This window comes from Treponema sp. B152 (assembly GCF_024181665.1).
In the GTDB taxonomy this organism is placed as follows: domain Bacteria; phylum Spirochaetota; class Spirochaetia; order Treponematales; family Treponemataceae; genus Treponema_B; species Treponema_B denticola.
The window spans coordinates 840,109-854,905 of record NZ_CP058668.1; the positions used below are offsets into that span (position 1 = coordinate 840,109).

The window sequence follows — 14,797 nt, forward strand, 5'->3', positions numbered from 1 at the left end:
GGGGGTATAGATGTTTGAAAATCTCATAGATCAAGAAGCGGGGCTTAGGCTCATTCAAGATATAAAACAAAAAAAACTTCCGCCTTCGATTTTGTTTTCGGGGCCTGAATGTTCGGGGAAGCTGACCGCAGCCCTTGAGCTTGCCCGCTCCGTTTCTTGTACCGAATCGGGGAACTGGACATGTACCTGTTCTTCATGCCTAAGGCAAAAAGAGATGATCGCTCCCGACGTTCTTATTTTGGGAGCACGGGACCACAGCCCCGAAATCAAGGCTGCCTGCGAGACCTTATTAAAAACAAAAACTCTTTCTTCGAGATATTTATTTTTGCGGGCTATTAGAAAACTTACCGCCCGATTCGATCCCCGTCTTTGGGATACGGATGAAACAAGATTCGTTAAAGCCGCCCCTGTCATTGCAGAGATTGAAGAACTCCTGGCCGATCTATGTTCCGGCCCTATCGAAACTATAGATGACAATGTGCTTAACAAAACTGCGGAAGCTCTTGTTTTAAAATCCGCAAAACTTCAAGACGAATGTATGTACGATACTATTCCCATAAATCAGGTTAGAAAGGCTTCATCATGGGTACGCCTAATGCCTTCGGGAATAAAAAAAGTATTGATTGTCGAAAATGCCGATAAGATGCAGGAAGGTGCAAGAAATGCCTTTTTAAAAATTTTAGAAGAGCCGCCTTCCTATGCCGTCTTTGTTTTAACTACCGCTCATCGGGGAGCGATTATGCCGACGATACTGTCAAGGGTACGCACTTATACTTTTAAAGAAAGAGATAAAAAATCCCAAGAAGAAGTTATAAGACGGGTTTTTAAAGGAGAGCCTTGCCATGAACCCTTCGGTAAGTTTAATCTTTTAAGCTCCTACCTTTACGGCTTTTTACCGGTAAGTTTTCGTATGATTCAAAATGCGGCAGCCTTATTTTATGAGTATGTTTTTTTGCTCATAGACAGGCAAAATAAAATTCTCCCCTCGGCTCTTTATAATTCGATCTCAAATTACAAAAATAAAAACAAGTATGACAATTCAAATTGCACGGTTTCAAACATTGTAAATCTTTTAAATAAATGTAAACCTCATACGATTTATATTTTGTTCTTAAACAGCCTTTTATTTTTTTTACAAGACGGCTTAAAAAATGAAGAATGTTCCGCCTTGGAACTTGAATCTTATTTTAAAATAACGGCTTTAATAAAAAATGCCGAAGCTGCCGTAGATATTTTTAACATCTCACCTCAAGCCGCTCTAGAAAATTTGGCAGAAGAAATTAAGGAAAAACTTATATGAGAGAGTTTATGAGAAGGGGAATACAAAAATCCCCAAACATGAATGAAGCTCAACTGCGTACCTTTGTAAAGCTGCTTGCAAACGAGTATTCTCTATTGGATTCAGTAATGGATTCTTTAAATGACGGTGTTATAGTTGCAGATTCCGAAAATAAGATTATAAAATCGAATAGGGCTGCAGAAAGAATTTTAGGCACCTCTTTTAGAGGAACCTCTCTTAGAAGCACTTCACTTGGCGGTTCTGTTTTAGGAGAAGGCCATGAAAAAAATGTCTGGGAACATATAAAGATTCAGGATATTGCCGACTTTGTTTCTTCGGTTATTCAAAATGAAAGCGGACAAACTTCAAAAGAGTTTAACCTCAAAGCCGATAAGCCTGAAGGTAAAAATAAATATATTGAAGTTTCGGTTCTTCCCTTGGTAAACGAAAAGAAAATTCAAGGTACGATAATTATGATTGCGGATATTACCGAAAAAAGAATTGAAGAAATTAAAAACCGCCGCCTTGAAAATCTTGCAAGCCTTACAAATGTTGCAGCTGCCGTTGCTCACGAAATAAAAAATCCTCTTGCGGCAATCAGTATTCATTTACAGCTTTTAAAGAAAAATTTTACGGCCTGTAATTTATCAATAAACCAAAAGGCTCAAAAACATATAGGCGTTATCGAAGAAGAAATTGAAAGGCTCAATAAAATCGTGGTGGATTTTTTGTTTGCCGTGCGTCCCTTAAAATTCGAATTTGTTCCCGTAGATATAAATGCCCTTTTAAAGAATTTGTACGATACTTTTTTTGACGAGTTTAATGACAGCGGTATAACTATTGCCCTTAGCTTTTCAAAGGAGCTTCCTAAGATTCAAGGCGATGAAAGATTTTTGCGGCAGGCATTTATGAATGTCCTAACAAATGCAAAAGCCGCAATGCCTAATGGCGGCTTTTTGGATATATCTACAAAGGCAGTAAACGATTTTATTATTGTAACTATTTCGGATTCAGGGCAGGGTATCTTACCCGAGGATATGCATAAAATATTTGAGCCTTATTTTACGACAAAACATGACGGAACAGGTTTGGGGCTGACCATGACTTATAAGGTTATAAAAGAACATGGAGGAGACATAAACGTTTATTCGGATTACGGCATGGGAACAAGTTTTAAATTTTCTCTTCCGATAGAACGTAAGGGTGCAATGCTTTTACTCTCCGATAAAACTTTCGATTTTGATTCGGTAAAGGATATAAAATGAAATTCAGTATTTTGGTTATTGATGACGAAAAAAATATTCGTGAAGGCCTTGCGATGGCCTTGGAAGATGAAGGCTATGAAGTAATTACTGCCGATAACGGAAAAACAGGTTTGGATATTGCCTTAAAAGACGAAGTCGATCTTGTAATTACCGATCTAAAAATGCCTGAAATAAGCGGTGAAGAGGTCTTACGTGAAGTTATTTCAAAAACCCCGGGAGTTCCCGTAATTGTTTTAACCGGACACGGGACGGTAGAAACGGCTGTTGAAGCCATGAGGATGGGGGCCTATGATTTTTTAACCAAGCCCTTGGATTTGGAACGCCTTTTTCTTTTAGTAAAAAGAGCCTTACAAAACAGGGCCCTTGTTCTGCAAAATAGGGCACTCTTACATGACATTGAAACCAAACAAAGTTTTGAAAATATTATAGGCAAAAGTCCTCTTATGGAAAAGGTTTTTGAGAATATAAAAAAAGTTGCGCCGACAAAGGCCAGCGTCTTAATTACCGGAGAAACCGGAGTCGGAAAAGAATTGATAGCTCGAGCCATTCATAATCTTTCAAACCGTAAGGATAAGCCCTTTGTTCAAGTCCACTGTGCGTCCTTTGCCGAAAGTCTTTTGGAGTCCGAGCTTTTCGGTCATGAAAAAGGAGCCTTTACAGGGGCAGTACAGCGCAGCCGAGGCCGCTTTGAAATTGCAAACGGCGGTTCTCTTTTTTTGGACGAAATAGGCGAAGTCAATCAAATGATACAGGTAAAACTTTTGCGGGTTCTTCAAGAAAAAAAGTTTGAGAGGGTAGGAGGTTCTGAAACTATTAGCGTAGATACAAGGATAATCGCCGCAACAAACAGGGATTTGGTAGAAGAAATAAAAAAAGGAAATTTTAGGGAAGATCTTTATTTTAGATTGAATGTAGTTCATATTCACGTGCCTCCCTTGCGTGAACGCAAGGAAGACATTCCTCTTTTGGTTGCTGCCTTTATCAAAGACTTCGCCGAGGAGAACGGTAAAAAAATAGATTCTATGGAGCCTCGTGCAAGAGCTGCAATTTATAATTATGAGTGGCCGGGAAATATAAGGCAGCTTCAAAACTGTATTCAAAGTGCCGTTGTAATGAGCTCCGATAATGTAATTCACTTTGACGACTTACCGGAAACATTGCGCGAAAAGGCCGAGGCTTCTTCAATCCGTATACCGATGGGAGTAAATATGGCCGAAGCCGAAAAGCAAATTATTTTGCAGACTCTTGCAAACCAAAATAATAATAAATCCAAGACAGCCGATATTTTAGGAATAGGCCGAAGAACCCTCCATCGAAAACTTGATGAATATGATGCGGAGATTAAAGATGATACTTCCCGAATGTTGGAAGGAAAAGAAAATCAATCCAAAAAGGAAAAAGTAAATGGCAAAAAATAAATACAGCGAACCTGATTATTGGTCAAAAAAAGCTTTTTCCGAAAATTATCCTGCTCGTTCCGTATACAAACTTGAAGAGATGAATAAAAAATTTAATCTTTTTTCTCCTAATGATAAGGTTCTGGATTTGGGAGCGGCTCCCGGAAGCTGGACCGTCTATGTTTTGCGCTTTTTAAATAAAGAGGGAAGGGTAACTGCCGTCGATTTAAAGCCCTTGGATTCTTCAGTCTATGATGAGAGGCTTAATTTTTTTCAAGGCGATATGTTCGATAAGGGAATTATAAAATCGGTAAAAGAATTGGGACCTTATGATGCGGTTATCTGCGATGCGGCTCCTGCAACAACAGGAAACAAAACCGTTGATACGGCCCGTTCTTCAGGTTTGGTAGAGCTTGCTCTTTATTATGCACAAGAGCAGCTTAAACAAGGCGGTTCATTTGTCGTAAAGATATTCCAAGGCGGAGATCAGCAGATCCATTTAAACAATTTACGAAAATGTTTTAAGACGGCAAGGGCCTTTAAGCCTGAAGCATGCCGAAGTTCAAGTTTTGAAACTTATTTAATAGGTTTGGATTTTAAGGGTTAGAATCTTCCCTGTTGATTATTTTATCGATTATAACATTTATCTGAATAATCAATATACCTGTGTACCTCTCTATCTGTTCGATTATATATTTTTGGAGTTGATTGATCTTTCCGGTCAGTTGGGTTCCAAAAGGAATATCAATAGTCAGATCAAGTCTGTATCCGCCTTCTTCCTTTTTGATGTTGAGCTTTTTAATAACTACTTCTTTATCGTATTCTTCAATACAATTAAATACCATTTGAGTTAAAGCGGATTCGGATATTTCGACTGTACCGACTTTTGAGAATTCCGGGCGGACTACGGATTTTTCAAAAAGCTTTGATTGTTCGGTTCCTACGAAGGGTGTCTTTTTGTTTTTAAAAAATAGGCGTATCTTGTCGTAAAAGATTTGAGGGTAGGTGCGTTGTACTTCTATTGAAGGAACAGGTATAACATGTTTGCCTTCAACCCGCCTTGATCTCATTGCGGTTTCGATTTCTTCTCTGCTTGCAATGTCTTCAATTTTAATTATTTTTTGAGGCTGAGGAATTTGAAGGCGGGCGGCAATCTTGTTTACCATCTTTTCGGAAGTTCCCAATATTAAAATCTTTTTAAAGCTATGAGATTGTAAAGCCTTTGCCACCCCGTCTCTATGTTTTTTATCGTCAAATAAGGCAACCTTTACGGCCGCCAAAAAAGTTTTTTCTCTTTTTGCAGATTGGCCTGCAATTATCTTATCGTTATAGATTAAAAGCCCGTCGTCTATGATGAGCTTAATGCCGTATTTTTCGGCAAGCAGTTGAGCCCTAAAGCTCTTTCCCGTTCCGCTTTCACCGACAAGGGCATAAACCGAGACTCCCTTAATCTTCCATGAAATCTTTTTTAAAATTTTTTTAAAATCGATCATCGGTTCTTAGTTTCGTTCCGATAAGGTTAAGCTTAAATCGACAAGTTTTTTCCCTCTGACAATTTTAACCTTTACCGTTTCACCGGGTTTTTTATCCTCCAGTACAGAATAATAATCGGTTATGTTATTTATCTTTTGTCCGGCTATTTCAACGATTATGTCGCCGCCTATGTAAAAGACGGAACTGTATCTGCCCACTCCTGAACGCACAGCTTCATTTCCTCCGCGGAGGCCGGCCTTTGCCGCATTGCTTCCTTTTTTTACTTCGGAAACAAGGAGACCGTAAGAAACGGGGAGTTTTGCATAAGAGGCTAGTCTTCCTGAAACTTGAACCAAATCGGCATCGATAGAACCGCGGATAACCTTTCCGTATTTTAAGATATCTGCAACAACTCTTTTAGCCGTATTTACGGGAACAGCAAAGCCTACTCCGGCTGAGCTTCCCGATGTGGAATAAATCATGGTGTTTATTCCTATCATTCTTCCTTGAGTGTCTAAAAGAGGTCCGCCTGAGTTTCCGGGGTTAATTGCCGTATCGGTTTGAATCATGTTTTTGATGATAATGTTTTTATCGTTTTGAATCGGGCGTTTCAGTGCCGAGACTATTCCGTCTGTAAGAGTTCTTTCCAATCCGAAAGGGTTTCCGATAGCTAAAACTCTTTGACCGACTTTTAAATTGGTTGAGTCTCCTAATTTTATTACCGTAAGTTTAATATTTTTAGGCGGATCAAATTTTAAAACAGCCAAATCGTTTTCGGCATCCGTTCCCACTACTTTTGCCTCGTACTGACTTCCGTCAGAAAGAGAAATATAAATCTTTGAAGCTTCTGAAATTACATGTGCATTGGTCAGTACCAATCCGCTTTCGTCGATTATGGAGCCTGAACCTGAACTGCCTTCAACCGGAACAGGCTCAAAAAACCAGTTTGCTCCCATAGTTTCGGTGGTTATGTTTACGACAGCTTCATTGGTCGATTCGTATACATGGATATTTTGTGATTCGGCAGGAGTATAGCCCATGTATCCTGCTTCATTTGCAGTGTTTAAAGCTGCCGTATTTCCATGCTGCTGCATATTTAAATTGTGCGAATTTTCCGTCTGAACAAATCCGTTTTCTGCACTTTCTTCAAAATCGGCAGGGTTGCTTGAGGTTCCGCTTTGAATTCCAGTCAAGCCGGCGTTTCCTGTACTATATTTTATACCGGCAAAAAAACCTGCACTTGCAAAAATAACCGCTGCAATGAGCGAAAATACTAATGTTTGTCTTCTACTGTAAAGTTTCATAATGCCTAAAATTCTCCTATAATTATAGTCTATTAAAAATACCCCCTATTTGTCAAGCGTGGACGTAAAATCTCACAGTGTTTATTTTATATTAGATTTAAGGTGAGGCAAATCCGGCACTATACGAATAAATGATACTGTGATATAATGGACTAAAAATAGGAGCTGTTTATGTCTGCTGGTGAAATACCTATTGGCGAAATTGCTTTGCAAATCGTCCTTTCCGTTGGAATTATCGTTATTGTTGCAAAGTACCTCGGCCTTCTTGCAAAAAAACTGAATATTCCGCAAGTTGCGGGTGAAATTGTTGCAGGGCTTTTATTACGCTACCTGCCTTTTTTTCGTAATTTCGGCGGAGTCGAACCGAACATTATCTATGCCGAAACCAATCAGTTTATCGGATATATGTCGGAAATCGGCGTTATCCTGATTATGTTCTCTGCCGGATTGGGTACTAATTTAAAATCACTTGTTGCATCCGGTATCAAATCCACAGTGATCGCTGCTTGCGGCGTTATCGTTCCATTGGTTTTAGGTACGGCTATGGCCTTAGGGTTTTGGGGTTTCGACGGTTTTGGAACACCCGTATTTTATCAAGCCCTATTTATCGGGACTATTTTAACGGCGACTTCGGTGAGCATTACCGTTGCCGCATTGAAAGAGCTGGGAAAGATAAATTCGGAAGTCGGACAAACAATTATCAGTGCTGCAATCATCGATGATGTCTTAGGCATTATTGCATTAACGGTTGTACTCGGTGCAAGTTCCGGTAAGGGCGACTACCTCGCACTTATTATAAAAACGGCAGCGTTCTTTGCCGCTTCGTTGGTAGTAGGCTATGTGATTTACCGAATCTTCAAATGGTATGATAAGAGGCATCCTCATACTCACCGTATTTCGATTTACGGGCTAGGGGTTGCGTTGATTTTTGCCTATTGTACCGAACGATTTTTCGGTATTGCCGATATTACCGGTGCCTATGTTGCAGGGGTTGTATTATGCAACTTGCATGATGCTTCCTATATGGAAAAGAAAATAGACATCAATTCTTATATGTTTTTTAGTCCTATCTTTTTTACCTCTATCGGACTTAAAACGGACTTTAGCGGACTGAATATGAGCTTACTATGGTTTTCGATAGCCTTTGTGCTTGTCGGTTGTATCAGCAAAATAATCGGCTGCGGCGGTTCAGCATTGACGTTGGGCTTTAAGCGGAAGGAATCGCTCCAGATAGGGCTGGGAATGATGGTGCGCGGTGAAGTAGCCCTCATCGTAGCTCAAAAGGGACTTGCGGTAGGGATGGTTAAAGCCGAATACTTTGCACCGGTCATTTTGCTGATTATCGTTTCCTCCATGATTGTGCCTATTCTGTTGGGAAAAGCATTTTCGGATAGGACCCTTGAACCTCCAATGAAAGAACAGGTATAGCATTTTGACTTCAATCCGCCTTGATCTAATTGCAGTTTTGATTTCTTATTTTTAAATTCCCCTATTTGCCAAGCGTGGATTGAAAATTCTTCCGTTTTTTGATATACTGGTTCCATGTCTGTAGTTTCTCTTGTATTCCAGATGCTTGGAAGTTTAGGTTTAATCTTATACGGAATGAAAATGATGAGTGACGGTATTCAAAAAAGTGCCGGCGAAAGTCTACACCGTACACTCAATTTTATGACGGGAAACAGATTTTTAGCTGTTTTGACGGGTATAGTTGTTACCGGCATTGTTCAATCTTCCGGTGCTACAACCGTTATGACCGTTTCATTTGTCAATGCAGGAATGTTGAGCCTTCAGCAGGCTATAGGCGTAATTTTCGGTGCAAACATAGGTACGACTGTTACGGCATGGATAGTTTCTCTCCTGGGTTTTAAATTTTCTATAGCAAGCATAGCCATTCCTGCCTTCGGAATAGGCTATTTTTTAACATTTTTTAAAAAACTTAAAAAAGATAATCTGGGTGAGGCCATCATGGGCTTCGGCCTCCTTTTTACCGGATTGGACTTTTTGGCTTCAGCCGTGCCGAATATTTCGGGTGAACATATTGCCCTTTTTTCTCTTTTTAGACAGACAGGTATTCATAGTATTATAATCGGTGTTATCCTCGGCTTGGTGCTTACCGTTTTTCTCCATTCATCGAGTGCGACAACTGCGGTTCTTTTGACGATGGCTCATACCGGGGTAGTCGGCTGGGAATTTTCTGCGGCTGTAATTTTGGGAAGTAACGTAGGTTCTACAGTAGATGCTGTATTGGCCTCAATAGGAACAAAGCTCAATGCAAGGAGGGCGGCGGCCGTACACGTTTTGTTTAATGTTGCAGGCAGCGTTTTTACATTGGCTTTTTTTACGCCGTTTTTATCCTTAGTGGATTTGATTTGCCCTTCAAGCAGTCTTATGACTAAAATTGCAGTGTTCCATACCTTGTTCAATGTAATCAACACTCTTGTTGCCATTCCGTTTGTAAATCAGATTGCAAAATTTGTGTGCTGGCTTATTAAACCCAGAGAAAATGAAGAGCCTGCCCGCTATGTTCTTACCTTTCAAGCACCCGATATGAAAGAAAACACGGAGGCCTACGTGCTTAGGGCCGAGGTTGAAATTCTTAAGATGTCCAATATTGTACGGGAAATGTTCAGCCTTTTGCGTTCTCTTTTAAGTAAGGAAGAAAATGTTTCAAGAGAGTTTGTAATAAGGCAGTTGACCGAAAAAGAAGATTATACCGATCAGATGCAGGAAGAGCTTTCTGTATACCTTATTAAAACTTCTCAGCTTTCTTTATCCGAAAAAAACAGAAAGAATGTACGCCTTATGCTCGGTATTGTAGACGATATAGAAAATATGACCGATCAGATTTTTGAGCTAGGTCTTTTTATCAACCGAAGTATAGAATTAAAGATGCCCATCAGCCAAGACGATATGGATAAACTTTTGCCCTATATGGGGATTGTAAATCAGTTTATTCATTTTGTCCACGAGCACTTAAATAAACCTCTTGCTGCGGAGCAGCTTGCAATGGCCCACGAAATGGAAGAATCTATCGATGCGATGAGACAACACCTAAAGCATCTTGCCCGTACCCGCTTGGAAAAAGGTGCAAACGTAAAGGCCGAGCTTTTGTACATCGACATGGTCCGCAACTTGGAAAAAATAGGAGATTTTGCTTTTAGTATTTCCCGTGCCCTTGCCGAAACCGAATAAGAATTTTTACCGCCACTATTTACAATACAATCCTGTCGTTGTCTTGCCTTTTTAGCTTGCCTTCTTTTTCGAGAAGGTTAAGAATCGGAAGAATGTATTTGCGGGAAAGGCCGGTTACTTCCCGTGCATCGGCTATCGAAATCTTATCCCCTGTTTTGTATTTTGCAAATAATGAATTTACGGCCTTTTTGTAAAAATCCGTATGGTAGTGTAAAAAGTTTTCAAGGCGGATCAGCTTACCTAATTTTATCAGGTCTCTGGCCTCTTTTCGGGCTTGAGGGATCTTTATCTTGTCTATTTCGATGCCTTCAAAGCCCGCCTTAAAGGCTGCATCCAAAAGGGCCTTTGCATTTTTAGAAATATCTTCACCCGTTCTTCCGCTCAATTTATAAATATGAGCTTCTTTTTCCAGCTTTTTTTCATCACAAAGTTTTTTTAATATGGTAGTTTTTACCCTTTGCGGAACAGGTAAGTCCACTTCTTCAAGGGTAAAGCCTGCCTGACTTTCTTGAGCCGTTTTTAAAATTTTATTTTCCCAAAACTCAAGCCGCTTTTTTAAAAAACGCCAAGAACCGTACTCAATGACTTCACTCTTATCCGATGTGAGCTCTTGAGTTTTGATTTTAGTATCCTCGACAAAGCCTTCAATATTAAACTTGTAGCTGTGAATGGAAGGAAGTTCCTTATCCCTGTAAACCTCAAAGGCTTCCTTAAACTGTATTCTTTTATAGCTTGGAAAACTTGCGAGCACTCTGGCCGAGGCTAGAATTTCGCTTCCGCCGTGCCTGATTAAAACGGCTCTTTGATTCCAAGCAGAGGCAACAGGTTCTTCTAAAGAAAGACGGCCCAAGCTCCTGTCGAATTGGTTTAAGTGAATGCTGCCTATTGCATGGGCACTTCCGAGGGCTATTTCAATTTCGGCATGGTTTTTAAAGCCCCCTTCCTTGTTTGTAAAAACTTCATCGATGCGTACTAAAAGTTCCTTTCCGCTTAAAACAAAATTTGAATCTTTTTCAGCTAAGAGCATTCCTCTTTCAAGATTTGTTTTTTCTCCCAGCTTTAAGTTGAGGGCTGTCCGCGTGCCTGGGTCTATTTTTTCCACATCCTTATGATGGTTTTGTATCGATTTAATTCTACATTCTTCATTTGAAGGATATATCTGTAGGCTGTCTCCGGTGTGAAGACCTTTTCCTCTTAATGTTCCCGTAACGGTGGTTCCTATGCCTTTTAGGACAAAGACCCTGTCTACATATAAAAAGGGAGTAGGCGGGCTTTGCTTTTTTGATGAAGAAAGAAGTTTTGTAATTTCGGCTTTGAGTTCCTCGATTCCGCTTCCCGTAAGGGAAGATACGGCAACGGCAGGGAGTTTCCTTCCGATTATTTTTTTGCATTGGGCATTGGCATCTTCGATTAAAAGTTCAAGCATGTCCTTTTCTGCAAGGTCCGATTTTGTGATTACAAGAAGAATGGAGTCTATCTTCATGGCCTTGAGTACACGCAAATGATCGGAGGACATCTGCATCCAGCCGTCATCGGCTGCCACTATTAAAAGAGCCGCATCCAAACCCCATGTGCCTGCAACCATGTTGCGGATAAAACGTTCATGGCCGGGAACATCTACTATGCCGACAGTACCGTGAACAGGATCTTCAAGCGAAGCAAAGCCGAGCTCTATGGTCATCCCCCGCTTTTTTTCTTCAGGCAGATGACTGGTTTCAATTCCTGTAAGCCTTTTTACCAAGGCAGTCTTTCCGTGGTCTACATGTCCCGCTGTTCCCAAAATATACGGCATTCTTTCCCCCAATCAATATTATCGTATTCAGAACATTTTAGCATAACTAAGGGATTAGGGGAAGGGGGAGATGATTTGTGCGTGTACTTGACAAGCCGTTTTTTTTGTATTACACTTGTAATACGGAGGTTGCCATGACAACAGTAAGACTGCCGGTAGAGTATGAACAAAGGCTTAATTTTCTATCTACCGTAAAGAAAAAGAATAAAAGCGATTTAATAAAAGAAGCTCTTGATATGTTGTTCCACAATGAAGAAATGGAAATTGATTCGTATGAGCTGGGAAAAGAATATTTCGGCAAATACGGGAGCGGAAACTCAAATCTATCGGTTTCTTATAAGCAAAAAATCAAGGAGAAAATAAATGCTAAATACCGTCCTCATTGATACAGGTCCCCTTATTGCTTTGTTTGATAAAGACGATAAATATCATTTAAGTGTTATAGACTTTATCAAAGACGGTAATTATAGATTTGTATCAACCATTGCAGTATTAACCGAAGTAATGTATATGCTTGATTTTAATATAAAAGTTCAAATTAATTTTTTAGAATGGGTAATGAAAAAAGGGCTTATTATTCATGATATTAATAAAAGCTCTATCAAGAGAATCTCCGAATTAATAAATAAATATTCCGACAGGCCAATGGATTTTGCGGATGCAACATTGGTAGCCGCTGCAGAAGAGCGAGGAATCAATCGGATAATCAGCATAGATTCGGATTTTGATATTTATCGCCTACATAGTAAATTAAAGATAGAAAATATATTTAAAAAGAGATTTAAATAAGAAGTTATTATAAAAATTTTAATTATGTAGGCATATTTTTACAGAACTAAAAAATATGACAAAGAGCTATTTTTTATTAGGAATACGATAACGAAGTCCAAGACCGATATGCGGAATCCAATCTATAGATATTTGATCATTTATTTTTTTCTTAAATAATCCGGATTCATTGTTAGGGGCAAAGCTGTGATTCCTTTCTCCATAATAGTAAGTAAAACCGATAGCCGGAGCTGCTTCGATAAATAAGTTGAATGCGGATATTTTTTCAAAGTTTACTTCCCATCTTATGGGGAATAATACCGCAACACCAATACTGGCAGGTTTATACAATACCGCCCAACTGTTGATATCAATGGCAGTGCCAATTGTGAGCGGACAGTTTTGACCTTTAATTACCGGTTCCCATACAGTAAAAAGAAGGGCACTACGAATATTCACTATTCTAGCAATAAGAGGTATTCCTGTTGAACCTATCAGTAAATCAAATTCTATCAGATCGTTAAATTCATGTGAATAAGATAAGCCTATAAACGGTACACCCAGCCATGCTCCGATCTTATCTTTCCCTCCATTACCGTTTCCATTTGATAAATCGTTAGATTCTGTGAAAATATTTTGAGAAATCAAAACTGCACAGAAAAAAACCGCTAATAATTTTTTCACCTTAAATCTTCCTTTTTAATCGTTAAATTTAAGCTTTGAGAAAAGTTAAATTGTAAGCCGTTTAAAATCATTTTTACCATAAAGGTATACTAGTGTATAAACGATTATTTGTCAAGACTTGAATTTGGGAATTTTTGGGGGAGAAAAGTTGCTTCCACAAAAAATACTTGACAATACGTGTTAATACGTGCTATAATACTCTTGCAGGTTGAGCTATGACATCCAATGAAATTATAAAGCTCTTAAAAAAGGCCGGTTATGAAATAATAGCCGGAGCAAAACATGATAAAGCAATTCACAAAGAAAGCGGAAAGATGATAGCAATACCGCGTCATAAAGGTGATGTTCCAAAAGGAACTGCACATAATATTTTAAAAGAAGCCGGTATTAAATAGGGTAGTGGAGGCAAAAATGAAATATACATATCCTGTTATTTTTGAAAATGATGACGGAAAAATAGGGGTAAGAGTTCCCGATATTTCCGGCTGCTTTACATTCGGAGACACAGTAACTGAAGCTATAGAAATGGCAGAGGATGCCATAGCTATGATGCTTGCCCATTATGAAGATAACAATCAAGCAATACCAAAAGCCAGTAATATATCGGACGTAAAAATAAAAGACGGATTTGTAAACTATGTTATAGCCGATACGGATAAATGGCGCAGGCAATTTTCAGAAAAATCGGTGAAAAAGACGGTTACCATTCCGGCATGGTTAAATTACAAGGCCGAAACAGCCAATCTTAATTTTTCGCAAGAATTGCAAAATGCCCTTAAAGCAAAATTAAAGATTGGGTTGTAGTAAAACAAGGATTTTTTAGTATGTCTATAAAATCAATCAAATCAGATTTTAGAGCGGATATCTGAAAATACATCTTCATGAGAAAGCCGAACATTATATTCAATACGGCTATATAAAAAATTATGCAATATCGGCTTGACAAGTGTGCCGAGAAAGAGTATTATATTACTTAGTAATATTACTAAGTAATATAATTGGAGGGTAAGATGGAAGCCTGCAAGCGTACGGCAGATACAAAAGATCTGATACTTAAAAGTGCAAAAAAATATTTTCTTGAATACGGCTATCAGGCGGCTCCTCTTAGGAAGATTGTATCGGAAGCAGGATTTACGCCCGGAGCATTATACGGCTATTTCAACTCAAAAGAAGAGCTTTTTTACGCAATTACCGATCCGGTAGCAAATAACTTGATGGAGGTACTTGACCGTATCAGAAGCGAGATGGATGCTTTGCCTAAAAAAGAACGGCTCTACGGTATGGGCAAGGTCTACTACCCGAATATTCCTAAAATCGTTGATATTCTGATTGCGGATAGAGATGCCGTAAAACTCATTGTAAACGGGGCAAAGGGGACAAAGTACGAGAATTTTCTTGATACCATAGCCGGACGAAACGCTTTGACTATCAGTAAAACCGTAAAAAATATTGAAGAAAAAACCATTCGCCCTATTAAAGAACAGACGATAGAAGTCTTGATGGAAGGTTATATCACAACTTTGTTTAGGCTCATCATTTCGGACAAGGACAGGGAAACAATTGTCCGGTGTATGGAAATAATAGGAAAAATATATGAAACAGGAATTATTGCACTTATGCAAAAAGTTTTTATGGGGGAATGA

General features: G+C 39.1%; 15 protein-coding genes. 11 read left to right on the forward strand and 4 right to left on the reverse strand.

The annotated features are described in order from the left end of the window. Positions 1–10: 10 nt before the first annotated feature. The 4 genes from HYB91_RS03720 to HYB91_RS03735 are packed head-to-tail and all read left to right on the forward strand — an operon-like array spanning position 11 to position 4,548. The gene (locus HYB91_RS03720) at positions 11–1,300 is read left to right on the forward strand and encodes a hypothetical protein (protein ID WP_002675349.1); all 1,290 of its coding nucleotides are present in this window, start codon (positions 11–13) and stop codon (positions 1,298–1,300) included. Next, complete coding sequence (locus HYB91_RS03725) at positions 1,297–2,544, forward strand: two-component system sensor histidine kinase NtrB (RefSeq protein WP_002675348.1); 1,248 nt, start codon at positions 1,297–1,299, stop codon at positions 2,542–2,544. The genes HYB91_RS03720 and HYB91_RS03725 overlap by 4 nt, the downstream gene beginning before the upstream one ends. Further along, positions 2,541–3,962, forward strand: coding sequence for a sigma-54-dependent transcriptional regulator (locus tag HYB91_RS03730; protein WP_002675346.1), 1,422 nt, complete (start codon positions 2,541–2,543; stop codon positions 3,960–3,962). Before HYB91_RS03725 ends, HYB91_RS03730 begins: the two co-directional genes overlap by 4 nt. Then, the gene (locus HYB91_RS03735) at positions 3,949–4,548 is read left to right on the forward strand and encodes an SAM-dependent methyltransferase (protein WP_002675342.1); all 600 of its coding nucleotides are present in this window, start codon (positions 3,949–3,951) and stop codon (positions 4,546–4,548) included. Before HYB91_RS03730 ends, HYB91_RS03735 begins: the two co-directional genes overlap by 14 nt. On the opposite strand, the gene HYB91_RS03740 is transcribed toward HYB91_RS03735, so the two are convergent. Together HYB91_RS03740 and HYB91_RS03745 are read right to left on the reverse strand one after the other, a co-directional pair. Then, positions 4,538–5,434, reverse strand: coding sequence for a P-loop NTPase family protein (locus HYB91_RS03740; RefSeq protein WP_002669796.1), 897 nt, complete (start codon positions 5,432–5,434; stop codon positions 4,538–4,540). The two genes, HYB91_RS03735 and HYB91_RS03740, sit on opposite strands and share 11 nt — an antisense overlap. A 6-nt stretch (positions 5,435–5,440) precedes the next feature. Then, positions 5,441–6,718, reverse strand: coding sequence for a S1C family serine protease (locus tag HYB91_RS03745; protein ID WP_002675340.1), 1,278 nt, complete (start codon positions 6,716–6,718; stop codon positions 5,441–5,443). A gap of 171 nt (positions 6,719–6,889) precedes the next feature. On the opposite strand from HYB91_RS03745, the gene HYB91_RS03750 reads away from it, so the two are divergent. Both HYB91_RS03750 and HYB91_RS03755 read left to right on the forward strand, forming a co-directional pair. Beyond that, positions 6,890–8,146 carry a cation:proton antiporter gene (locus tag HYB91_RS03750; protein WP_002675338.1) on the forward strand — a complete coding sequence of 419 codons (1,257 nt, stop codon included), beginning with the start codon at positions 6,890–6,892 and terminating at the stop codon, positions 8,144–8,146. 114 nt (positions 8,147–8,260) lie between these two features. Further along, positions 8,261–9,910 (forward strand): Na/Pi cotransporter family protein, encoded by a 1,650-nt coding sequence (locus HYB91_RS03755; RefSeq protein WP_253719635.1) that lies wholly within the window; start codon positions 8,261–8,263, stop codon positions 9,908–9,910. A gap of 19 nt (positions 9,911–9,929) precedes the next feature. Here the strand turns inward: HYB91_RS03755 and selB are convergent, their stop codons facing one another. Continuing rightward, entirely contained in the window at positions 9,930–11,702 is a 1,773-nt protein-coding gene (gene selB / locus HYB91_RS03760; protein ID WP_002675336.1) for a selenocysteine-specific translation elongation factor, read from the reverse strand. A 134-nt stretch (positions 11,703–11,836) separates the two neighbouring features. Between selB and HYB91_RS03765 the strand changes: the two genes are divergently transcribed. Together HYB91_RS03765 and HYB91_RS03770 are read left to right on the forward strand one after the other, a co-directional pair. Then, positions 11,837–12,088: a hypothetical protein gene (locus HYB91_RS03765; protein ID WP_002669791.1), complete on the forward strand. Its 252-nt coding sequence runs from the start codon at positions 11,837–11,839 to the stop codon at positions 12,086–12,088. Continuing rightward, positions 12,066–12,491 (forward strand): type II toxin-antitoxin system VapC family toxin, encoded by a 426-nt coding sequence (locus HYB91_RS03770; protein ID WP_002669790.1) that lies wholly within the window; start codon positions 12,066–12,068, stop codon positions 12,489–12,491. Before HYB91_RS03765 ends, HYB91_RS03770 begins: the two co-directional genes overlap by 23 nt. A 66-nt stretch (positions 12,492–12,557) precedes the next feature. Here the strand turns inward: HYB91_RS03770 and HYB91_RS03775 are convergent, their stop codons facing one another. Then, entirely contained in the window at positions 12,558–13,154 is a 597-nt protein-coding gene (locus HYB91_RS03775) for a hypothetical protein (RefSeq protein ID WP_002674935.1), read from the reverse strand. Between the two features lie 215 nt (positions 13,155–13,369). On the opposite strand from HYB91_RS03775, the gene HYB91_RS03780 reads away from it, so the two are divergent. The 3 genes from HYB91_RS03780 (at position 13,370) to HYB91_RS03790 (ending at position 14,797) form a co-directional block, all read left to right on the forward strand. Next, complete coding sequence (locus HYB91_RS03780) at positions 13,370–13,549, forward strand: type II toxin-antitoxin system HicA family toxin (protein ID WP_002675334.1); 180 nt, start codon at positions 13,370–13,372, stop codon at positions 13,547–13,549. Between the two features lie 16 nt (positions 13,550–13,565). After that, positions 13,566–13,958 (forward strand): type II toxin-antitoxin system HicB family antitoxin, encoded by a 393-nt coding sequence (locus tag HYB91_RS03785; RefSeq protein WP_002674939.1) that lies wholly within the window; start codon positions 13,566–13,568, stop codon positions 13,956–13,958. Between the two features lie 206 nt (positions 13,959–14,164). After that, positions 14,165–14,797, forward strand: coding sequence for a TetR/AcrR family transcriptional regulator (locus tag HYB91_RS03790; RefSeq protein ID WP_002675331.1), 633 nt, complete (start codon positions 14,165–14,167; stop codon positions 14,795–14,797).